General features: G+C 42.0%; 19 protein-coding genes. 18 read left to right on the top strand and 1 reads right to left on the bottom strand.

Annotated elements, in window-relative coordinates; all coding sequences use genetic code 11:
* The first annotated feature begins 1 nt into the window (after position 1).
* The 18 genes from GPK88_RS17345 to GPK88_RS17260 all read left to right on the top strand — a co-directional run bounded on the left by GPK88_RS17345 (position 2) and on the right by GPK88_RS17260 (position 22,702).
* A complete protein-coding gene (locus GPK88_RS17345) occupies positions 2-613 on the top strand; it encodes an HD domain-containing protein (RefSeq protein ID WP_148447736.1) in 612 nt (203 codons plus the stop codon).
* Positions 603-2,675 carry an aminopeptidase gene (locus GPK88_RS17340; protein WP_252197802.1) on the top strand — a complete coding sequence of 691 codons (2,073 nt, stop codon included), beginning with the start codon at positions 603-605 and terminating at the stop codon, positions 2,673-2,675. Before GPK88_RS17345 ends, GPK88_RS17340 begins: the two co-directional genes overlap by 11 nt.
* 124 nt (positions 2,676-2,799) lie before the next feature.
* The gene (purE, locus tag GPK88_RS17335) at positions 2,800-3,300 is read left to right on the top strand and encodes a 5-(carboxyamino)imidazole ribonucleotide mutase (RefSeq protein ID WP_215708076.1); all 501 of its coding nucleotides are present in this window, start codon (positions 2,800-2,802) and stop codon (positions 3,298-3,300) included.
* Between the two features lie 59 nt (positions 3,301-3,359).
* The gene (gene purM / locus GPK88_RS17330) at positions 3,360-4,385 is read left to right on the top strand and encodes a phosphoribosylformylglycinamidine cyclo-ligase (RefSeq protein ID WP_148447737.1); all 1,026 of its coding nucleotides are present in this window, start codon (positions 3,360-3,362) and stop codon (positions 4,383-4,385) included.
* Positions 4,379-5,002 (top strand): phosphoribosylglycinamide formyltransferase, encoded by a 624-nt coding sequence (gene purN, locus GPK88_RS17325; protein ID WP_148447739.1) that lies wholly within the window; start codon positions 4,379-4,381, stop codon positions 5,000-5,002. The genes purM and purN overlap by 7 nt, the downstream gene beginning before the upstream one ends.
* A gap of 32 nt (positions 5,003-5,034) precedes the next feature.
* Positions 5,035-6,309, top strand: coding sequence for a phosphoribosylamine--glycine ligase (gene purD / locus GPK88_RS17320; RefSeq protein WP_173762131.1), 1,275 nt, complete (start codon positions 5,035-5,037; stop codon positions 6,307-6,309).
* Positions 6,310-6,470: 161 nt separating this feature from the next.
* Positions 6,471-7,244: an SseB family protein gene (locus tag GPK88_RS17315; RefSeq protein ID WP_173762132.1), complete on the top strand. Its 774-nt coding sequence runs from the start codon at positions 6,471-6,473 to the stop codon at positions 7,242-7,244.
* Positions 7,245-7,317: 73 nt separating this feature from the next.
* Positions 7,318-7,695, top strand: coding sequence for a GntR family transcriptional regulator (locus GPK88_RS17310; RefSeq protein ID WP_021977595.1), 378 nt, complete (start codon positions 7,318-7,320; stop codon positions 7,693-7,695).
* 11 nt (positions 7,696-7,706) lie between these two features.
* Positions 7,707-10,169 carry an ATP-dependent Clp protease ATP-binding subunit gene (locus GPK88_RS17305; protein ID WP_173762133.1) on the top strand — a complete coding sequence of 821 codons (2,463 nt, stop codon included), beginning with the start codon at positions 7,707-7,709 and terminating at the stop codon, positions 10,167-10,169.
* Between the two features lie 121 nt (positions 10,170-10,290).
* Positions 10,291-10,704 carry an endosialidase gene (locus GPK88_RS17300; protein WP_148447747.1) on the top strand — a complete coding sequence of 138 codons (414 nt, stop codon included), beginning with the start codon at positions 10,291-10,293 and terminating at the stop codon, positions 10,702-10,704.
* Entirely contained in the window at positions 10,698-12,068 is a 1,371-nt protein-coding gene (radA, locus tag GPK88_RS17295; protein ID WP_173762134.1) for a DNA repair protein RadA, read from the top strand. The genes GPK88_RS17300 and radA overlap by 7 nt, the downstream gene beginning before the upstream one ends.
* A 6-nt stretch (positions 12,069-12,074) precedes the next feature.
* Positions 12,075-13,085 (top strand): glycosyltransferase family 2 protein, encoded by a 1,011-nt coding sequence (locus GPK88_RS17290; protein ID WP_148447751.1) that lies wholly within the window; start codon positions 12,075-12,077, stop codon positions 13,083-13,085.
* Positions 13,075-14,718, top strand: coding sequence for a glycosyltransferase family protein (locus GPK88_RS17285; protein WP_173772323.1), 1,644 nt, complete (start codon positions 13,075-13,077; stop codon positions 14,716-14,718). Before GPK88_RS17290 ends, GPK88_RS17285 begins: the two co-directional genes overlap by 11 nt.
* Positions 14,711-16,531 carry a glycosyltransferase gene (locus GPK88_RS17280; protein ID WP_173772325.1) on the top strand — a complete coding sequence of 607 codons (1,821 nt, stop codon included), beginning with the start codon at positions 14,711-14,713 and terminating at the stop codon, positions 16,529-16,531. The genes GPK88_RS17285 and GPK88_RS17280 overlap by 8 nt, the downstream gene beginning before the upstream one ends.
* Positions 16,528-18,894 (top strand): polysaccharide pyruvyl transferase family protein, encoded by a 2,367-nt coding sequence (locus GPK88_RS17275; RefSeq protein WP_148447757.1) that lies wholly within the window; start codon positions 16,528-16,530, stop codon positions 18,892-18,894. The genes GPK88_RS17280 and GPK88_RS17275 overlap by 4 nt, the downstream gene beginning before the upstream one ends.
* A gap of 52 nt (positions 18,895-18,946) precedes the next feature.
* Complete coding sequence (locus GPK88_RS17270) at positions 18,947-21,295, top strand: polysaccharide pyruvyl transferase family protein (protein ID WP_274602759.1); 2,349 nt, start codon at positions 18,947-18,949, stop codon at positions 21,293-21,295.
* 95 nt (positions 21,296-21,390) lie between these two features.
* Positions 21,391-21,633, top strand: a complete 243-nt coding sequence (locus tag GPK88_RS17265; RefSeq protein ID WP_330626720.1) for a hypothetical protein — start codon at positions 21,391-21,393, stop codon at positions 21,631-21,633.
* A gap of 37 nt (positions 21,634-21,670) precedes the next feature.
* Positions 21,671-22,702, top strand: a complete 1,032-nt coding sequence (locus tag GPK88_RS17260) for an acyltransferase family protein (RefSeq protein WP_173762139.1) — start codon at positions 21,671-21,673, stop codon at positions 22,700-22,702.
* Positions 22,703-22,916: 214 nt separating this feature from the next.
* On the opposite strand, the gene GPK88_RS17255 is transcribed toward GPK88_RS17260, so the two are convergent.
* A partial coding sequence (locus GPK88_RS17255) for a hypothetical protein (RefSeq protein ID WP_215708075.1) occupies positions 22,917-23,122 on the bottom strand: 206 nt, incomplete at its 5' end.

Below are 23,122 nucleotides of genomic sequence, written 5' to 3'. Positions count from 1 at the left end.
AATGGAAGAAAAAGAACGATTAAAAAAACAGCTTGATTTTATCCTGGAAGTAGATAAAGTCAAAAATATTTTCCGTCAGACGTATCTTGCAGACGGAAACAGGAAAGAAAACGATGCGGAACATTCCTGGCATCTGGCGCTGATGGCAGTGCTTCTGAAGGAATATTCCAACGAGGAAGTGGATCTGTCGAAGGTAATTCCCATGGTACTGGCACATGATCTTGTGGAGATTGATGCGGGAGATACCTATGCGTACGATGAGAAAGGGGCAGCCACCAAGGATGCCAGAGAGCGAAAAGCAGCGGAACGGATCTACGGATTGCTGCCGGAAGATCAGGGACAGTGGCTGAAAGCACTCTGGGAGGAGTTTGAGGCCTACGAAACTCCAGAGGCGAAATTTGCCCATGTGCTGGATAACTGTCAGCCATTGTTTCTCAATGATGCTTCCAACGGAAGAAGCTGGGAAGAACATCAGGTAAAGAAAAGTCAGATTTATAAGAGAAACCAGAAAACAGGAGAAGGCTCCGAAGTGATCTGGGAATATATGAAAGAACTGATCGACAAACATATTGCCCTGGGGCATGTGATTGATGATGAAAAAGATGGGAGATGAAGTTTTGGACGAATGCATGAAAGAACGTTACGGACTTGCAAAAGAGCGGATCCGTGAGGTCATAACAGAAGAGACGGTAAAAGAACCGTTTGGAGATTTTTTCAGAAAGATGGCGCAGTTTCTTTCCATGACAGCAGATGTGATGGATGAGGAGAATGTGGAACTTACCCTGGAGGAGCTGAAGGAGCGAAATCATCGCTTTTATCAGGATATCCTTCCGGAAAACTATGAAAGCAGTTATGGAAATCCGGCTTATGCAGTAAATAAGCTGGGAGATTATGGAAAAGCTTTCAGTTTCCTGTATGCAGAACTTGCCGGAACAGTGGCTTATGCACATGAGAAAAGACTGTGGGATATGACAGTATCCATGGAACTGTTTCTGGAAGTATACTCTGCATTTTGTGAGGAAGAGCTTCCGGAGGCTGCAACAATAGAGGGAATCCTTCGTTCCTATGTGAATGACTACTGTCAGGATATGATGGAACAGAGAATCCGGGAGGGCGTAGATCCGGAACTTGATTTTGCAGCAGAGATTATTATGAATTCTGATCTTTCTGATCTGAGATATCTGTATCGTTACGGAGAGTATGTTTCTGAGAATGAGACAGGAGTGGCGGAGTTCTTAAATTCCCTTTCCCAGGAAGAGATCGATAAGATGGCTTCTACTTATACAGAAGGTTATCGGATCGGATTTATCACCGGACGAAAAGATATCACAAAGAAGAAAACCGTAAATATCCGTTACAGCCTTGGATTTGAGCGTATGGTAAAGGCTGCGATCCTTCAGTTTGAAAAAATGGGACTGAAACCGGTGATCTACCGTCATGCAACACATGCAGTGAACAAAAGAGGCGCAGTTCGTGTGGGCTATACCGGTGGCGTTGCCAATCCGCAGTACGATTACGATCATCGTCAGGACAGTGCACTGTTCCTGGACGGAGATTTTGTGCAGCGAAAACTCCGTGCCATGCAGACTTCTTATGAGAAGTACAGAGAACTGGCAGAGGTACATGGAGGCCCGGCCTGCATTGACACGTTTGGAGAAAATCCGTTCTCTCCGGTAAGCAAACCGGAAGCTTACGCATTAAGTGAGGCACAGCAGAAGCTGCAGACAGAGCTTGACAATGAATCCGGACAGATCGTAAACCGTTACATTAAAGGTGATGAGAGAAGTTTTACCATTATTGCCTATCCGGTTCCTGAGATCGGTGGAAATTATGAGGAAATTTTCCGTGAGATCGTAAAGATCAATACTCTGGATTATCATCTTTATCAGGAGATCCAGCAGACGATCATCAATACTCTGGACACCTGTGAGTGGGTGGAGGTCAAAGGCCGTGGAGATAATGAGACGGATCTTCTGATCCATCTTCATGAGCTGACAGATCCGAAGAAACAGACGAATTTTGAGAACTGCGTGGCAGATGTGAACATTCCGGTAGGAGAAGTCTTTACCTCCCCGCAGCTTGCAGGAACCGGCGGGATCCTTCATGTGAAAAAAGTATATCTGAACGGATTGCAGTTCCGTGACCTGAAACTGGTATTTGACTGCGGTCAGGTGATCGATTATACCTGCTCCAATTTTAAAACAGAAGAAGAAAACAGGAAGTATATCGAGGATAACATCCTCCATCATCATCCGAAGATCCCGATGGGTGAATTTGCCATTGGTACAAACACCACAGCTTATGTGGCAGCACTGAAATACGGAATTGCGGACAAGCTTCCGATCCTGATCGCAGAGAAAATGGGACCGCATTTCGCAGTGGGTGATACCTGCTACAGCTGGGCAGAAGATACACCGGTATACAATCCGGACGGAAAAGAGATCATTGCCAGAGACAACGAGATTTCCGAGATGCGTAAGGATGATGTAAGCCTTGCTTATTATGGATGCCACACGGATATCACCATTCCTTATGATGAGCTTGGAAGCATCCGTGTGATTGATGATGAGGGAGAAATGATCTCCATTATTGAAAATGGAAGGTTTGTTCTTCCTGGAACCGAGGAATTAAACCGTCCTTTTGAAAATCTTCCATTAAATATTAATATAAGTTAATTAGTAAATTTACAGTTTTTCCGATCGTATTGACAGAAAGTGAGAATATACGTAGAATAACCATAACAATAGTCAAACAACTACAGGTAAACATTCAGTTAGTGTACCACGAAAGGAGAACACAATGGCAAAAGTAGGAATTGTAATGGGTAGTGATTCAGATATGCCGGTTATGAGTAAAGCAGCAGATATCCTGGAGAAACTGGGAATTGATTATGAAATGAAGATCATTTCCGCACACAGAGAACCAGATGTATTTTTCGAGTATGCAAAGACAGCAGAAGTAAAAGGCTTCAAAGTGATCATCGCAGGCGCAGGAATGGCAGCTCATCTTCCGGGAATGTGTGCGGCGATCTTTCCAATGCCGGTAATCGGTATCCCGATGCATACAACATCTCTGGGAGGAAGAGATTCCCTTTACTCTATCGTACAGATGCCAAGCGGTATCCCGGTTGCCACAGTAGCGATCAACGGCGGTGCCAATGCGGGACTTCTTGCAGCCAAGATCCTTGCAACTTCTGATGCAGAGCTTCTTTCCAGACTGAAAGCGTACAGCCAGGATCTGAAAGAACAGGTTGAGAAGAAAGACGCAAGACTTCAGGAAGTTGGATACAAGAACTACTAAGAACCGGTTATAAATTTTTTACCATAAAAATAAAAGAGTGTTGTCATAAGGAGGACATTATGGATTACAAGACTTCAGGCGTAGATATTGAGGCAGGATACAAATCAGTAGAGCTGATGAAAAAACACATTGCCAAGACAATGAGACCGGAGGTACTTGGAGGAATCGGTGGATTCTCAGGTGCATTTTCCATGGAGAAATTCAAAGATATGGAAGAACCTACACTGGTTTCCGGAACAGACGGATGCGGAACCAAGGTTAAGGTAGCCATGGTTATGGACAAACATGATACCATCGGAATCGATGCCGTAGCCATGTGCGTGAATGATATTGCGTGTGCAGGCGGCGAGCCACTGTTTTTCCTGGACTACATTGCCTGCGGCAAAAACTATCCGGAGAAGATCGCAGAGATCGTAAAAGGTGTTGCAGAAGGCTGCGTACAGTCTGAGGCGGCTCTGATCGGCGGTGAGACGGCAGAACATCCTGGACTTATGCCGGAGGATGAGTATGACCTTGCCGGATTTGCCGTAGGAATCGTTGACAAAAAAGATCTTCTCACAGGAGAGGCCCTGAAACCGGGAGATGTCCTGATCGGTATGGCATCCACAGGTGTTCACAGCAACGGATTTTCTCTTGTACGTAAAGTATTCGACATGACAAAAGAATCCCTGGATACTTATTATGATGAACTTGGAACAACTCTGGGAGAGGCACTGATCGCACCGACCAGAATCTATGTAAAAGCACTGAAGAGCATCCGCGAGACCGGAGTGAAGATCCATGCATGCAGCCATATCACAGGCGGCGGATTCTATGAGAACATTCCGCGTATGCTGAAAGAGGGAACCAGAGCTGTTGTCAAGAAAGACAGCTATCCGGTACTTCCAATCTTCAAACTTCTTGCAGAAAAAGGAAATATTGAAGAGCATATGATGTACAATACATACAATATGGGCCTTGGAATGATCCTGGCAGTAGATCCAGCAGATGTTGACAAAACAATGGAAGCGATCCGTAAGACTGGTGACAAGCCATATGTAGTAGGAAGCATCGAAGAAGGAGAAAAGGGAGTGACCTTATGTTAAAGATCGGCGTTCTTGTTTCCGGCGGAGGAACAAATCTTCAGGCAATCCTGGATGCCATTGATGCAGGAGAGATCACAAACGCAGAAGTGGATATCGTGATCAGCAACAATGCTTCTGCCTACGCACTGGAAAGAGCCAGAAAACATGACATAGAAGCGATATGTATCGCACCAAAAGACTATCCGGACAGGGAGGCTTTCCATAAAGCATTGCTTTCCAAACTTCAGGAGAGAGGGGTAGACCTGATCGTTCTTGCGGGATATCTGGTTGCGATTCCTCCGATGATGGTGGAGGCATATCCAAACAAGATCATCAATATCCATCCATCTCTGATCCCGTCTTTCTGCGGAAAAGGTTTCTATGGACTGAAGGTTCATGATGCAGTTCTTGCAAGAGGAGTAAAAGTAACCGGTGCTACGGTTCATTTCGTAGATGCAGGTACAGATACAGGCCCGATCATCCTTCAGAAAGCGGTGAAGGTAAAAGACGGAGACACATCCAAGGAGCTTCAGAGACGTGTAATGGAGAAAGCAGAATGGAAGATCCTTCCGGAAGCCATCAATCTTATCGCCAATGACAAGATCACAGTGACAGATGGAATTGTTTCTTTAAAGTAATCACAAAACAGATGAAACAAAGGAGTAAACAGATGAAAGTATTAATCGTAGGAAGCGGCGGAAGAGAGCATGCAATTGCATGGAGTGTTGCAAAAAGCCCGAAAGTTGACAAGATTTACTGTGCACCTGGAAATGCAGGAATCGCAGAGTACGCAGAATGCGTAGATATCGGAGCAATGGAATTCGAGAAACTGGCAGCCTTTGCCAAAGAAAAAGAGATCGATCTTACCATCGTGGGAATGGATGATCCTCTTGTGGGCGGAATCGTAGATGTATTTGAGGCAGAGGGACTTCGTGTATTCGGACCGCGCAAAAACGCAGCCATTCTGGAAGGCTCCAAGGCTTTTTCCAAGGATCTTATGAAGAAATACGATATCCCTACTGCAGCTTATGAGAATTTTGATGATCCGGAGAAAGCTCTGGAATATTTAAGAACCGAAGCAAAATTCCCGATCGTTCTGAAAGCAGATGGCCTTGCACTTGGAAAAGGTGTTCTGATCTGCCAGGATCTTGCAGAGGCAGAAGCCGGCGTAAAAGAGATCATGGAAGATAAAAAATTCGGAAATGCTGGAAATACCATGGTAATTGAAGAATTCATGACAGGTCGTGAAGTTTCCGTGCTTTCTTTTGTAGATGGAAAGACCATTCGCACCATGACATCCGCACAGGATCACAAACGTGCCAAGGATGGAGACCAGGGACTGAATACCGGTGGAATGGGAACATTTTCCCCAAGTCCGTTCTATACTCCGGAAGTAGATGAATTCTGTAAGAAATATATTTATCAGAAGACTGTAGATGCCATGGCATCTGAGGGACGTCCGTTTAAGGGAATTATTTTCTTTGGACTGATGCTTACTGCAGATGGCCCGAAGGTACTGGAATATAATGCAAGATTTGGTGATCCGGAAGCACAGGTTGTTCTTCCGCGTATGGAGAATGATATTATTGAAGTGATGGAAGCCTGTGTAGACGGAAATCTGGATCAGATTGATCTGAAATTCGAAGACAATGCGGCAGTATGTGTTGTTCTTGCAAGTGATGGATATCCTGTAAAATATGAAAAGGGTATTCCGATTCAGGGATTTGAGAACTTCAAGGACAAAGATGGATACTACTGTTTCCATGCTGGAACCAAATTTAAAGACGGCCAGATCGTTACAAACGGAGGCCGTGTTCTTGGTATCACTGCCAAGGGAAAAACGCTGAAAGAGGCAAGAAAGAACGCATATGCTGCTACTGAGTGGATCAGTTTTGCAAACAAATATATGCGTCATGACATTGGAAAAGCGATCGACGAGGCATGAATTGGTCAGTTTTCACAGGCACAGCTTGACGAAAACAGGGATTTCATTGTACAATAGTAACAACTATGAAACACAGTGAGTAGTTACGAATAATAAAAAGCTGGATGCCATTTCTTTGCTGAAGTGTCGCATCCAAGTGATGAGGCAGAGAGGACAGAAAAATGGGAATCAGTGTAGAAGAAGCAATTCATGAACTCAGAAACAGGGAAGAAGTATTTGTTGCATATTCACAGGCAACCAAGCTTCCGTATGTAACCTGTGATGATGAGACATTTAATGATCAGGCGAGAATTTTTGCCACAGAAGAAGAAATAAAAGAATATGGAAAACAGCTCCTGGAGGATAAGATCCTTCTTATGGGCATGAAATATGAGAAGAAAGATTTTCCGAGACTGTATGGAACGCTGTATGCAATCGGAGTAAACAGTGTAATCTGGATTGACGGAGAAGAGCAGATTGAAATAGAAATTGGAAAAATCGCAAAGCAGAGAGATATGAGTAAAATCGAGCCGGCGAAGAGACCGCTTCTGAATCCATCTCTTGAGCTTTCCGGTATTTACTTTATGCAGGAACTTCGCCGTCCGGTAAAACAGGAAGAACACAAAAATATCCGTGAGCTTGAAGAAGAGCTGATCGCGAATTTACGAAAAGCAGAATTTCTGATTGCTATCAATGCAGAACAGGAAGAAGACGGAAAACTTCATATTCCATATCTGAAAAACAAAGAGGACAAGATTCTGCAGCCTGTATTCACAGATGTTATGGAGTTTGAGAAATTCGGAAGAGGTAAAAATCTCCGTGTTGCAAAAGTAACCATGGACAAACTTCCGAGCCTGATGATTCCACAGGCAAACGCTTATGTGATAAATCCACTGGGCTTTAATCTGATTCTGAACAAAGAACAGGTAGAAAAGATTGCAGGGATCAGCAAATAAAAACAAAAAATTACAGCAGGCTGCCAGGATGAAACTGGGCAGCCTTTTGCTGTTGTAGAGGAGAGATTGCCCTATGGTGATAGAAATCGATTTTAACAGTGATGAGGCGATCTATATGCAGATCACCAATCAGATCATAATGGGGATAGCTACATCAAGACTTCATGAGGGGGATGCTCTGCCCTCTGTACGGCAGCTTGCAAGTATTGCAGGAATTAATATGCATACGGTAAACAAGGCATATGCACTGCTTCGGCAGGAAGGTTTTGTAACCATTGACAGACGGAAGGGCGCTGTGATCTCCATTGATGCGGATAAGGTCAGAGCTCTGGAAGAAATGAAACAGAATCTGACAGTGGCAATGGCATGGGGATGTTGTAAAAATGTAACAAGGGAAGAAGTTCACCAGCTGGTGGATGAGATTTTTGACGAATATGACACAGACAGATAGGAGGAGACATCATGCAGGAACGATATACAAAACAGGCGGAGAATGTTCTTGTTCTGGCAAAACAGGCAGCCAGCTCCTGCGGACATAGTTATATTGGCACGGAGCATCTGTTGGTCGGTCTTGTGGAAGAAAAAGAGGGAACTGCTGGAAGAGTGCTGGAAGAATTTGGTATTCAGGCAGATAAAACCCTGGCACTGATTGATGAACTGATCGCACCGCCGGGAAATACGGCAGTTGCACAGAAACCGGGATTCAGTCCCAGAACAAGACGGGTTCTGGAAAATGCATATGCGGAAGCGGAGGCCATGCATTTTGAGGAGGCAGGCACCGAGCATCTACTGCTGGCAATGTTAAAAGAAACAGACTGTGTAGGTACAAGACTTTTGTATACCATGGGAGTGAATATCCAGAAACTTTATGCGGCAGTTCTTGCTGCTATGGGAATGGACAGCGATGCTATTGCGGAAGAATTCCAATCTGTAAAGGCTTCCAGAGGAAAAAATGGAAGTGCCACACCAACGCTTGACCAGTACAGCAGGGATCTTACAGAAATGGCGGAAGAGGGCAAACTGGATCCGGTTGTGGGAAGAGATAAGGAGATTGCCAGACTGATCCAGATTTTAAGTAGAAGAACCAAGAACAATCCATGCCTGACAGGAGAACCCGGAGTCGGAAAAACAGCTATTGTAGAGGGGCTTGCACAGCGGATTGTCACAGGAATGGTTCCGGATACTGTAAAAGATAAACGTGTGGTAGTTCTGGATCTTTCCGGAATGGTAGCAGGAAGCAAATATCGTGGAGAATTTGAAGAACGTATTCGAAATGTCATTGACGAAGTAAGGGAACAGCAGGGAATCCTTCTTTTTATTGATGAGATTCACACAATTATCGGCGCCGGTGGGGCAGAGGGTGCTCTGGATGCCTCTAACATTCTGAAACCTTCTCTTTCCAGAGGAGAGATTCAGCTGATTGGGGCGACGACTCTGGAGGAATACCGGAAATATATTGAAAAAGATGCAGCTCTGGAACGCCGTTTTCAGCCTATTACAGTAGAAGAGCCTACGGAGGAAGAAGCAATTGAAATTCTGAAAGGCCTGCGTCCATACTATGAGAAACATCACGGGGTAGAGATTCTGGATGAGGCACTTGAAGCGGCGGTAAAAATGTCTGTCCGTTATATTAATGACCGTTTCCTTCCGGACAAAGCCATTGATATCATTGACGAAGCTGCTTCCAAAGTGCAGCTAGCTGGATATCATCCGTCGCCGGAGGCAGAGGCGCTGGAGCGGGAAATTCACGATATTCTGAAAGAAAAAGAACAGGCGGTTGTAAATGCAGATCTGGAACATGCGAAAGAAGCGCAGGCCAGACAGAACGAAGCGGAAGCAGAACTTGAAAAACTCCGCAGAAAAGCAGATCGCCGAAACAGACGGAAAGCTCTCACTGTTGGAGAGGCAGCAGTTGCGGATATTGTATCCGACTGGACTAAAATTCCGGTACAGAGGCTGACAGAAGGAGAATCCAGACGTCTGGCAAATCTGGAAAAAGTTCTAAAAAAACGTGTAATCGGCCAGGATGAGGCGGTTTCTGCAGTTGCCCGTGCAGTAAAAAGAGGTAGGGTAGGCTTAAAAGATCCGGCAAGACCAATCGGTTCTTTCCTATTTCTGGGACCTACCGGAGTTGGAAAAACGGAACTTTCCAAAGCACTGGCAGAAGCTGTATTTGGAAGTGAGCAGGCAATGATTCGTGTAGATATGTCTGAATATATGGAAAAACACAGCGTATCCAAATTGATCGGATCTCCTCCGGGATATGTAGGATATGAAGAAGGCGGACAGCTCAGTGAAAAAGTGAGAAGAAATCCGTACAGTGTAATTCTTTTTGATGAAATCGAAAAAGCGCATCCGGATGTGTTTAATATTCTTTTACAGGTGCTGGATGATGGCCATATCACAGATGCTCATGGCAGGAAAGTGGATTTCAAACAGACGATTATTATTATGACTTCCAATGCCGGTGCACAGGTGATTATGGAACCGAAGCATCTTGGCTTTATGTCCGGCGACACAGAAAAACAGAATTACGACCGAATGAAAAACGGAGTTATGGAAGAAGTTCGAAGGATGTTTAAACCGGAATTTCTGAATCGAATTGATGAGATTATGGTATTTCATTCTCTCAATAAAGAGAATATCCGCAAAATTGTTACGATCCTGCTCAAGAATCTGGAAAAACGATGCCAGGAACAGCTGAATATCACTCTGAAAATTACAGGAGCGGCAAAAGATCTCATTGCAGATGAAGGTTTTGACAGTAAGTATGGTGCAAGACCACTGCGTCGTGCAATCCAGACAAAAATCGAAGATGAAATGGCAACGGAAATTCTGGCAGGAAAGATCAAAGCAGGAGATACGGTACAGGTAAAAGCAAAAGATAAAAAAATCTGCTTTTCTATTACAGTTTCCGGGGAATGAAACCGGAGTTTTTGAAAAGTATAAGAATTTTGTCACTTTCTATGGCAAAAAGAAAAAAAATAAGCTATAATTAACATCATCTTAAAGATACAACAAAAGAATTTCAGGAGGACATAAGATCATGGCAGTGGTACAGGAATTGATCCGTACAGAAGATAACGGTACTATCAGTTTTGGAGATTACGAATTAAACCAGAAATCCAAACTGTCGGATTATCAGTATCAGGGAGATATGTATAAAGTAAAAACATATAAGGAGATTACCAAGCTTGAGCGCAATGGAATGTTCGTATATGAGTCTGTTCCGGGAACAAGTGTATTTCATCTTCAGCAGGATGGAACTACAATGAGCTTTGAGGTACAGGGCTTTGAGGACTCTCAGATCACAGTAGAACTTGAAGCTGAGACAGAATATCAGGTATTTATCGATGGAGCGAGCACAGGCACCATGACTACAAACCTGGGTGGCAAGCTTTCTTTCAGTGTTGAACTGGATGCGAACACCAAAGCAGAAGTAAAAATCGTAAAATGCTAAAAAATAAAAAAACAGTATATTTCTGCCAGGAATGCGGGTATGAATCGGCCAAATGGATGGGGCAATGTCCTGCATGTAAGGCATGGAATACATTTGTGGAGGAAACGGTTTCTTCTAAAAAAACCGCTTCCTCCGGCGTAAAAGTATTGCAGAAGAAGACAGAACCTGTAATTTTAAAAGATATCAGCCTTTCGGCAGATGAACGTCAGAGCTGTGGAATCGGTGAATTGGACAGGGTACTGGGAGGCGGAATTGTTCCTGGCTCCCTTGTTTTGGTGGGTGGAGATCCCGGAATCGGTAAATCTACCCTGCTTCTTCAGGTCTGCAGAAATCTTTCTTCCCAGGGAGTATCCGTATTATATATTTCCGGTGAGGAATCTCTGCGGCAGATTAAATTAAGGGCGGACAGACTGGGGAATTTTAATGATAAACTGAAACTGTTATGTGAAACCAATCTTGAAAATATCCGTGAAATCATAGAGCGGACGAAGCCGGATGTGGTAGTCGTGGACTCTATTCAGACAATGTTCCATGAAGATATTACTTCTGCACCGGGAAGTGTTTCACAGGTAAGAGAATCGACCAATGTTCTGATGCAGATTGCAAAAGGCATGGGTGTATCTATTTTTATTGTTGGCCATGTGACAAAAGAAGGTAATGTGGCCGGCCCCCGTGTGCTGGAACATATGGTAGATACCGTGCTTTATTTCGAAGGAGACAGGCATGCTTCCTATCGAATTCTGCGAGCGGTAAAAAACCGCTTTGGATCGACCAATGAGATCGGAGTTTTTGAGATGCAGAATACAGGGCTGGAGGAAGTGAAAAATCCTTCCGAGTTTCTGCTGAATGGAAGACCGGAGAATGCATCCGGTTCCGTAGTAGCCTGCTCTATGGAAGGAACCAGACCGATTCTGGTGGAGATTCAGGCACTGGTGTGCCAGAGTAATTTTGGGATTCCCAGGAGAACGGCAGTTGGTACCGATTTTAATCGTGTAAATCTTCTTATGGCAGTATTGGAGAAAAAAGCAGGAGTTCATCTTGCATCTTCTGATGCTTATGTAAATATTGCCGGAGGAATGAAGATGACGGAACCGGCCATTGACTTAGCAATCTGCCTGGCAATTATTTCCAGTGCCAAAGATATTGTTATTCCGGATTCTGTTATGGTTTTTGGAGAGATTGGCCTAAGTGGCGAAGTCCGGGCTGTCAGCATGGCTGGACAAAGGGTGCAGGAAGCAAAAAAACTGGGATTTGAAACGGTAATCCTGCCGGAAGTGAACCGGGCAGCAACAGAGAGCATGAAAGGAATCCGGCTGATATATGTGGCCGGGATTCGTGATGCGATTTCATATATAATGAGGTAAACAAATATGCAAAAGGTTTTGTCAGTTATCATTCCAGTGTACAATATGGAAAAGTACATCCGTCAGTGCCTGGAATCGCTGATGATCAGAGAGATTCTGGATAAAATAGAAATACTGGTGGTTCTGGACGGATCGACGGACCGGTCTGAAGAGATTGCAATGGAGTATGTGGCAGCACATCCGGATTCTGTCCGTGTGATCAGTAAGCCAAATGGCGGACATGGATCGGCGATCAATACAGGAATGGACCATGCTGCCGGAGAATATGTAAAGGTACTGGACAGTGATGACTGGGTAAATAAAAAAGCTTTTATCAGGCTTGTGGAAGGCCTGGAAAAATTTCACACAGATATTGTCTGGAGCAATTTTTTCTGGGTTTATGAGCAATCCGGGAAAATGAGTATTCAGAACAGACATCCGTTTCCGGGTGTGGAATATGGCAGGAAATATGATTTTCATGAAGTTGCGGAAAAAACATTTGTAAAGATGCATTCCATGACAATTCGAACAGATCTGGTTCGAAAAACAGGAATGAGAATTGATGAAAACTGCTATTATGTAGATGTGGAATTTGTAATGTATCCGATTCCGGAAGTCAAAAGTATTGTATTTCTGGATGAATTTGTATACATGTACAGACTGGGGCGCCAGGGTCAGAGCATGACACTGGAAAAAATGCGAAAGAATCACAGAAATCATGAGAGGGTTCTGAAAAGCCTTCTGAAATATTACCGGAAACAGAGAACAAAAGGGGCCGACAGAGAATACCTGGTATATCTTGAAAATGGAATTTCCAATGTTTTAAGCAGCCATTTTAAGATCTATTTGAGTTTTCCGTGCTCTGTAAAAATGTGCCGCAGACTGCGGAAAATGGATGGAAAAATTCATGAGAGTTATCCCGATATTTATAATGCGGTAGAAAATAAATTTGTATGGGCTATCAGAAAAAGCGGATATCTGTTATACTATCCAGGACACTTTATTATGAGGCTTAGGGAGAAACTAAATGAAGTATAAAACAGTACAGACAATGATGCTTCCTGACAGTACAGAAGAAAATCATGGACTTTATTATCAGGGAACAGAAGGCGTACATGTAATCAATGAAGAAAAAAAATCATTATACATACCGGAGAACGAAAAAGCAGAACTGTTTACATATTTTAATGGTTTTTATCCGGGACAGTGGTCAGAGTATACCGAACTGAACGGGCTTCATGTGGAGGTTACGGTTTCCGGAAATTGCAAAGTAGCGCTCTGTTATACAGATGGAAAAAAAAGTGCTGTATACGAGGAACGAAAATGTATCACCGAGGGAGATACGGCTTCTTTTGAAATGCCTGATCCGGAAAAATTTTCGGCCGTCTGGATTCGAGTGGAAGGACTGGAGCAAGGATGTTATCTCCGGAATATTGTTTTTGGCTCTGAAGTGGAAGTACAGCAGGATGTTCAGATTGCAGTAGTGATCTGTACCTGTCGCCGTGAAAAAGAGGTAATCGGAAATCTTGAGAGGATTTCCAGAATGGAGCAGGAATATCGTCCGAAAGTTTTTCTTATAGATAATGGAAATACACTGACAGAGGAAATGATTCCGGACTGGGTACATCTTGTTTTGAACCGGAACTGTGGAGGCGCAGGTGGATTTACAAGAGGTATGATCGAGGCGCTGAAGATTCCGGAGTTTACTCATGTAATCCTGATGGATGATGATATTGTCCTGAATCCGGATGTGCTTAAAAAAACAGAATTATTTTTATCTGTTGTAAAGAAAAAATGGCAGAAGGCACCTCTTGGAGGTTCACTCATAGAAAGGGATGTTCCATGGAATCAGTTTGAATGCGGAGCATTATGGAACCGTGGAAAAATTCAGGGCGGCAGACAGAATCTGGATCTTCGGAAACCGGAAACTCTTCTCGAAAATGCAAAGATCGAGAACTGGGATTACGGTGGATGGTGGTATTGCTGTATACCGGTACCGTCAATCCGTGAAAAAGGACTTCCACTTCCTGTGTTTATTCACAGAGATGATATTGAATATGGAATTCGTATGGGCAGCCTGATGACTTTGAATGGAATCGGAGTCTGGCATGAGGTCGTAATCAAAAAACTTCCGCAGATGGGAGAATATTATGATATCCGAAATATGGCGATCTTAAATGCTATTCATTATGAGGACTGGACCAAACGTCAGTGGAAAGCCTTTCTGATGAAATGGGCAGCAGGAAATCTACTGAGAGGAAGATATTCCTATATTTATCTGAATATCTGTGCGATGCTGGATTTTCTGAAAGGTGAAAAATGGCTGGAAGACACAGATGGCGTAGAGATTCAGCAGAATGTTGTCAAACGTCTTCCAAAACTGGAAAGACTGGATAAAAAAGAAAAGAATGTATTCTACACAACTCCGGATGTCAGTGTTTATACTGCAGCCAGAAAAAAACGTGTAGTTTATGAAGATTCTGCGGGACTTTGCCTGAAAGCAGACAAAAATCTTGCGGAAACAATACGTCTGAGCATATATTTGTTACTGGCATTGAGGAAAACAGACAGGTACTTTGAAAGAGCCAGGGAAAGCTATCGCAAGAACTGGAAGAAACTGATAACAGAAGAATTCTGGAATAATTATTTGGAGATTGATAAGAATGAGTAAGAATTACAAACTGCAGAATATCCTGTTCTGCGACAATGACAGACTGGAAGCATACTGGGAAATGTTCTTCAAAAGCAGCCGTCCGGTATATGACAGAGAAAAGAAAACAATTGTTTTAGGTGCAGGCCAGGTAATTGATTTCTGCACATATTTTAACTCTATTTCACTTCTGAAATGGAAAACTTATACTTATGCGTCAAAATTAATACTGAAACTGCGTGTAAAAGGTGAAATGGAGATTATCCTTACAGGCTATGAGAAAAAAGATACGCAGTATATCCGAAAAGTTTTGCACAGAGCAAAAGTTTCTGCCGCAGAGCCGCAGGAGATTAGTCTGGAATATCCGGAAAATAATCTGATGCTTGCTGGTTTTGAGATCCATACACATGGAATATGTGTGGTTTATGGTGGAGAGTATGATACAGAAATCGATGAGGAACAGGTACGTCATGTATCTCTTCATCTTTGCACTACTACATTTAAGAAAGAGGATTATATCCTTCCTAATATTCAGCTTCTGAAGGATACCGTACTTGCAGGTAACGATAGCCTGGCGAAGAATCTTTGGATTCATGTAGTGGATAATGGACGCACACTTCCGGTAGAAGAGCTGGAAACAGAACATGTAATGGTACATCCCAATCTGAATGTAGGCGGGGCTGGTGGTTTTACACGAGGTATGCTGGAGGCAATGGACCATAAGGAGAAGCCGACACACGTTCTCCTCATGGATGACGACGTTATGATCCTTCCGGAGAGTCTGATCCGTACCTATAATCTTCTGAAGATTGTTCGTCCCGAGTATGAGCATCACTTTATCAGTGGAGCAATGCTTTTCTATGAAGAGATGAATTACCTGTATGAGGATGTTGGATTTATGGATCATGAGGGAACTTATGGACCGATTAAAGACCGTGTAGACACAAGAAAGATGGAAGATATCCTTCGTTGTGAGGAAATGTTCCATCAGCCGAAGAATGCTTATGCAGGATGGTGGTATTGCTGTATCCCTGCAGAATTTGTACGTAAAGATAATTTACCGTTGCCAGTATTTGTACGTGGTGATGATGTAGAATACAGCCTGCGTAATAAAGCAAAATTCATTACACTCAGTGGTATTTGTATCTGGCATATGGGCTTTACAAACAAATTTAACGGAGCAATGGAATTTTATCAGGTGCACAGAAATACACTGATGCTTCAGGCAGCCAGTGGAGTATGCCAGAATGTGGATATTATGACCCGTATCCGTAAACTGATTCGTGTAAACCTTCTTCGCTTTAACTATGATGGGGCGGAGCTCCTTCTTGATGCGGTTGAGGATTACATGAAGGGATATAAATTCTTCATGAAGAATCAGGGTGAGAAACTTCTGAAAGAGAAATCTCAGAAAAATGAGAAGATGGAACCACTTTCTAAGTTTCCGGAAGCACCAACAAAGGTACTTAGTGTTTATGCACAGGATCTTCCACGTAAATCACTGGAGACATTTCTGTACAGGATTACTTACAATGGGCATTTTTGGCCAACAAAATGGCTGAAAAAGTCAGTTGTTCCAGTGGCTTATGACTGGTATTATTCACCGCACAGATATTTTTTCAGAAGGAAACTTCTTGCAGTGAACCCATATCTGAAGCAGGGTGCATACAGAGAAATGGATAAGAAGAGATTTTTTGAGCTGTTCAGCAGGGAAAGAAAGCTTTTCAACCGTTATGCTAGGATTCATGAACGTTTGGAGAAAGAGTACAGAGATCACAGAAAAGAATTTACTTCAGAAAGTTTCTGGAGAAAATATTTGGAGATAGATAAATGAGTGTAAAACATATAGGGGATTTAAAAAAAGACGAATGCTATGGCTGTACAGCTTGCCAGTTTACCTGTCCTTTCGGGGCAATTAGCATGCAGAATGATCATGAGGGATTTCGTTATCCTGTAGTGGATGAAGAAAAATGTACAGGATGTGGAAAATGCCGAAGAATATGTCCAGGCTTACATGATAAAGACAGAAGCAATATCGCATCACCAGAATCTTATGTAATATGGGCGGATGATAAGATCCGCCTAGACAGCAGTTCAGGTGGGGCATTTACACTTCTGGCAAAATACATTTTCTCCAAAGGAGGAGTTGTCTGCGGAGTTGTGATGGATGAAAAATTTCATGTTTATCACACTTTTGCAGAAAATGAAACAGAGCTGGAACCTATGCGTAGATCTAAATATGTAGAGAGCGAATTGGGCGAGGCTTATCCAAAAGTAAAAAAATTGCTGGATGAGGGAAGAACGGTATTGTTCACAGGAACGCCGTGTCAGGTTGCCGGTTTAAAAGCTTTTCTCGGTGAAAATACAAAAGGTCTGTTTACTGCAGATCTTATGTGCCATGGACCGACATCTCCAAAAGTTTTTGAGCAGTATTTAGATGAAACTTTTAATGGACGTGAAAATATAGACAAATTTTATTTCCGTTCAAAACGCTATGGTTGGAGCGGAACCACCTGTGAGGTTATCCTGAAAGACGGACGAACATATATGGGATCCGGTGTGCTTGATCCATTTGAAATTGGATCTTTCAAGAGTCTGTTTCTCCGTCAATCCTGTGAGGATTGTAAATTTGCGGCAATTCCTAAACAGGCAGATATTACGATCGGTGATGCATGGGGAATTTCGGCATATAAAGAATCACTTAATGACGATGTCGGAACATCCATGATTTTAATCAATAATGAAAAGGGCAGAGAATTATTCAATGGAATCAAAGATAATGTTAAATTTATCGAAAAAGTTCCGTTGGATGCATTGAAGAGAAATCGATTTGGTGCTCAGAAAATGAAGGTTCCACCACAGAGAGGCCGCTTTTTTGAAATGATAAATTATACAAGTGTTCATAAAGCGGTAGATTATTGTATGAAAGGCCGTTACGACGTGGGTATTGTCGGCGTATGGTTTGGCAATAACTATGGAAGTATTGCGACTTATTATGGTTTGTACAAACAGTTGGAAAGCTTGGGCCTTGCAGTGCTCCTGATCGATAATGAAGGTTTAGGAAAAACCCCGGCAGATGTTGTGGCAAAGAGAAACAGCCGCGTTTTTGCAAGAGAACACTGCCATGTAAGCCGGAAATATAAACTTTCTGAAATGGGACTTTTAAATCAGGTTTGTGATGCGTTTGTTGTAGGATCTGATCAGGTATGGAACTTTGGAGTAGCCCGGAATTTTGGACGGAGTTTCCTGTTGAACTTTGCAAGACCTGAAAAGAAAAAAGTTGCAGTTGCATGTTCTTTCGGACATAAAAGAGATTACAGATCAGATCGGGAGAGAATTATAACAAGTGATCTTCTGAAAAAGTTTGATGCGATTTCTGTACGGGAAGAATCAGCAGTTGATATCCTTGATAATGTTTTTGGCGTGAATTCCACCAGGGTATTGGATCCTGTATTTTCAACAGATCGAAAAGTATATGATGATGTTGCAAAAGAATCACAGCGTTCAGAAAAAGAGCCGTATCTGTTAGCATACATTCTTGATCCAACACCTGAGAAACGTGAGGCTGTTAAACATCTGGCAGAGAAAAAAGGATTGAAAGCGGTATTTATTCTGGATGGCGAAACAGGAACTTTCAAGAAAAACAAAGAAAAAATGGGTGATGAGAAAGTCCTCGAAAATGTAACTTTCCCGGATTGGGTCGCTTATTTTAAAAATAGCAGTTATGTTGTAACGGATTCCTGTCATGGTATGAGCTTTGCTATTTTATACGAAAAACCGTTTGCAGGTATTGGAAATGAAGCCAGGGGTATGGTTAGATCAGAATCTCTGGTGAAATTGTTCCATTTAGAAGATAGACTTGTGAAAAATTCCAAAAATATTATAAATAATGGAACATTATTAAAAGATATTGATTATGCATCTGTGAATGAGATTTTAGAATCAGAGAGAGAACGCTCCAGAAAATGGCTGGAACATGCAATGTTTTCTGAAAAAGTTGTAAAAACATATCAGGCTTATCCTGTCAGGGTGGAAGCTGATCAAGAAAAGGAATTAGTTGTAACTAAAGAAGAGATTGAGCAGGTAAAACCTACATTTTGGCGGGGACTTTTATATCGTCTTCCAATTGGCATGCAGAAAAAAGCTAAAAAAATGGCGAAAAACTATGTTACACAAAAAGAAGAAAAGAATGTGTAATTAAGGAGGATTCGTAGTGAATCAGGAATTTTTACGAAAAATATATGACAAAATGTCACCGGAAACTCAGGTGAAAGCAAAGAAAATCGTAAAAAAATATGGAAAAAGAAAAACAGAGTCTGTGGATACAAAGAAAAAAGTCCCAGAATTTGTACCTGCAAAACTGAAAAAAGCAGATGATATAACGGTTGCCGCAATTTTTGAACAGGATTGTTGTGGATGTGGAGTCTGTGCAGAAATTTGTCCACAAAATGCAATACAGATGGAAACGGATGCGGAAGGGTATGTATATCCTCAGATTGATACAGATAAATGTGTGAAATGTGGAAAATGTTTAAAGCATTGCCCGGCCGTTCAGGTGAAATATGAAAATAGTAAGGAGCCGGAAAGCTATGTTATGATGGCTGAGGATGAGATTCGCAGAAAGGGATCAGCTGGCGGATGCTTTACACTTCTTTCTAATATTATATTGGAATCCGGAGGGTATGTCTGTGGAGCGGCATATAAAAACGGAACATCCGTAGAACATGTCCTGATCCGTAAAAAGGAAGATCTTGATCAGATTCATAATATAAAATATGTTAAAAGTGATATTAGGGCTGTTTGTCCAGAAATTGAAAAACTTTTAAAAAAAGGAAAAACGGTTCTGTTTTCCGGAGTGCCTTGTGATGTTGCTGCGTTATATGCGTTTTTAGGTCAGGAATATGAGAATCTTATTACTGTAGATATTTTTTGCCATGGGCTTCCATCACAGGAAATGTTTGAAAGATACTTAAAAGATTCTTTTCCGGATAAAGAAGTTGAATCAGTAAAGTTCAGAAACAGAGGGGCATTTGGATGGGCCAACACGATCAGTGTTTATTTTAAAGATGGAACAAGCTTTTTTGAGAGATCATCAACAAATGCATATCTGAGAGCAATGTTTATCGGATTGAGCAGACGACCTGCATGTAGCTCCTGTAGATTTTTGGCTATACCACGACAGGCAGATATTTCTTTAGGGGATTTTTGGGAAGCAGGCGATATAAAACGGGAATATTCGGATGGAATTGGAACATCGGCTGTACTTGTTAATTCGGAAAAAGGAAAAAAACTTTTCGAAGTTGTAAAAACTCGAATGAAAATGGTACAGAATATTGAGCTTTCTAAATTGTTAGATAAGAGCAGACGTGAAGGTGAGATCAATAAGCCGAATGGTGCTCATCCATCCAGAAAACGCTTTTTCCAGCTGTTAGAAACATCTTCATTCAAGAGAGCCACAGAGTATAGTCTGCGGGGAAAATATGATATTGGTATTATTGGTCTGTGGTATGGACGTAACTATGGAAGTATGGTCACTTATTATGCATTGCATCATGAATTAACTTCCATGGGACTGTCTGTTCTTATGATAAATAATCCATTATCCCGTGAAGGCGATACCATGACAAAAACCGATCCACGAAGATTTGCAAGAGAACATTATAATATCAGTCCAATTTATCCTATGCATAAGCTTAAAAAATTTAATGATCTTTGTGATGGATTTATTGTTGGATCGGATCAGTTATGGAATTATGGACTCAGCAGAATTTATGGACAATATTATTTCCTGAATTTTGCAGATGATAATAAGAAAAAAATAGCTTACGGTACTTCTTTTGGTAAAAGTGAGTATAGAGGTCCGGAGCCATACAGAGAACTTTCGGCATATTATCTTCAGAGATTTGATGCTGTTTCTGTACGAGAAGAATTTGCGATTGAGATGTGTAAGAATGTGTTTGGTGTTGATGCCACATGGGTAACAGACCCGGTATTCTTCTGCAAGAAGAATCAATATGCAGAGATAGAAAACGTTAGACCGGAATGTGCTGAGGGACCATATATTTTGGCATATATTTTGGACCCAACAAAAGAAAAAACAGAAGCACTTCTCAATGTATCTAAGAGAATGAACAAAAAAGTAAAAGTTATTCTTGATGAGGCACCAGGACAGCGAGAACGAAACAGGCAGAATATGAGAATTCCTGCGGGGGTGCCGATAGAAATTCTTAATGAAGTAGATTTGCCGGAATGGCTGTATTGCTTTGATCACAGTGATTATGTTGTGACGGATTCATTCCATGGTACTTGTTTTGCGATTATCTTTCAGAAGAATTTTAGTGCGATATCTAATAAAAAACGAGGAAGCCTTAGATTTGCGTCACTTCTTGGCGGATTTGGGCTTTTAGATCGTCTTACAGAAGATGCTACAACAATTATTGGTCATCCTATGGTTGAGGAACCAATTGATTATGTAAAAACGGAACAATTGATTGATGCACAGGTTGAAAAGTCAAGAGAATGGTTGCGTAATGCAGTATTTTCTGAGAAAAAAGTAGATAATTTTACAGTATTTCCAATGGTAGATAAGCGCAGATAACAGATGATTTTTATAAAATAATAGACTAAGATTAATAATAGTGGCTGCTGTGCTTGGTGATGATAGCATGGCAGCTACTGTTGTATAGAACGAGGATGAAAGATATGGGAATTGGTAATTTTGGAAACATGATGAAGATTATGAATGCTTGGAATACTTTTAAACAGAATCACCCGAAATTTCCTGCTTTTTGTAATGCGGTATCCAAGAGGGGAATCCGGGAAGGAAGTATTCTTGAAGTAACTTATATCAGCCCTGAGGGGGAAAAATTGACTACGAATATTAAAGTATTACCCAGCGATATTGAGTTGTTGAGAGAGATTTCAGGAGGAAATTAGAAGACTTTTTAGAGCTGGGTTAGGGAGTTGTGAAGTAATGGAAAAGAAAAAGAGAGAAGAGTTTATAGATATTGCGAAGGGAATTGCAATTTTGTGTGTTATTATAGGACATACATGGAAAAATGCCTATCCTGCGGATAAAAGACTTATGGTATTTATTTATTCTTTTCATATGCCACTGTTTTTCATTTTATCAGGATGGTGTTTAAAAAGTACGGATGTAAAAATCAGTTCTGTAATAGTAAAAAAGATTAAACAATTAGTGGTACCGTACGTAGTTATTAATTTTATCCGTACGATGATAATGAGCCCTGAGCTGTTTTTAAAAACAGAATTCTGGCGTTCACTTTTTTATGCTGCCGGAAGAGATATGCAGAAGGGAATTGATGGAAAACCTGTAAGTCAGATTGGTATGACCTGGTTTCTGATGTCGTTATTCATGTGCCAGATATTGTATCTATGTGTAAAAAAGATATCTGAAGAATATGAAGTTTCAATGTGGTTGCTGATAATCTGTCTTGCAATGATGGCTTCACAGTTGAGGGATTATTTTTGGCTGCCGTTGGGAATACAGGCGGGTGTGTATGGAATGTTCTTTTATCATTCGGGATGTGTGATGAAAGAGAAGAAAATATTCGAAAAAGATCTGAAAAAATTACCGGTGGGAAGTATTTTGATTGGTTTGTTTGTATGGCTGCTTGATATTAAAGTGGGGTGTGTTGGGGTACATCAGGCTTCCTATGGTGGAATCATTTCTTTGGCGGCTCCTGTTTGTGGTACATATTTTGTAGTAAAGTTATCGCAATTTATTTATGTGAAAGGTGCAAAGATCAGCAGATTTTTGAGTTGGTGTGGAAGATTTTCGTTGTATATTTATGCAATTCATGCTTTGGATGTGATTGGGCTTTCGGTTATTAAAAGGATGGTGTTGTGTGTATTTGGGCTTCCGTCAAAAAAGGGAGCTTTGTTGTATTGTGTGATTCGTATTATGGTGGTTGTTATTGGTGCAAGGGTGCTTACGGTGGTGAGTGAAGTGTGGCGTATGCGGAGAATGCATCGAGCTGGGTAGGGACTTTGTTGGGGGATATAATTAAAGCTCCGGAAGGTGGAGAGAAAGAGGTACGCCAGAGGGAGAGGATATCGGCCCGAGCAGGGACTCCGTCGGGGGATACAACTAAGATTCCGTGAGATGGCTAAAAGCATTGCGGCAGGGCCAGAACTCGCCTGCGGCTCAGACAGCTGACCCTGCCGCAATAACGCCCTCTCCCGCAACCTAAGTTGTATCACCCCTCCTCCGCAACAGCCCGAACCGATATCCTCTCCCTCTGGCTGACACTTCCAGCCGGTAAGAAAAAGAATAAGACCCTTGCAGAGGACAGAAGCGGACGCGGGGCGTCCTGTCCTGGGAGTTGAATTGGGGCTTTGGGATGAAATTTCGAAAAATCCAAAAAAATTTGAATTTTATGGTTGACAAGCATAACTCCCAGTG

It is taken from the genome of Blautia sp. MCC269, from assembly GCF_018785655.1.
Classification (GTDB): domain Bacteria; phylum Bacillota; class Clostridia; order Lachnospirales; family Lachnospiraceae; genus Blautia_A.
The sequence above is the reverse complement of the archived record's forward strand: the minus strand, read 5'-3'. Positions and strand labels throughout refer to the sequence as shown.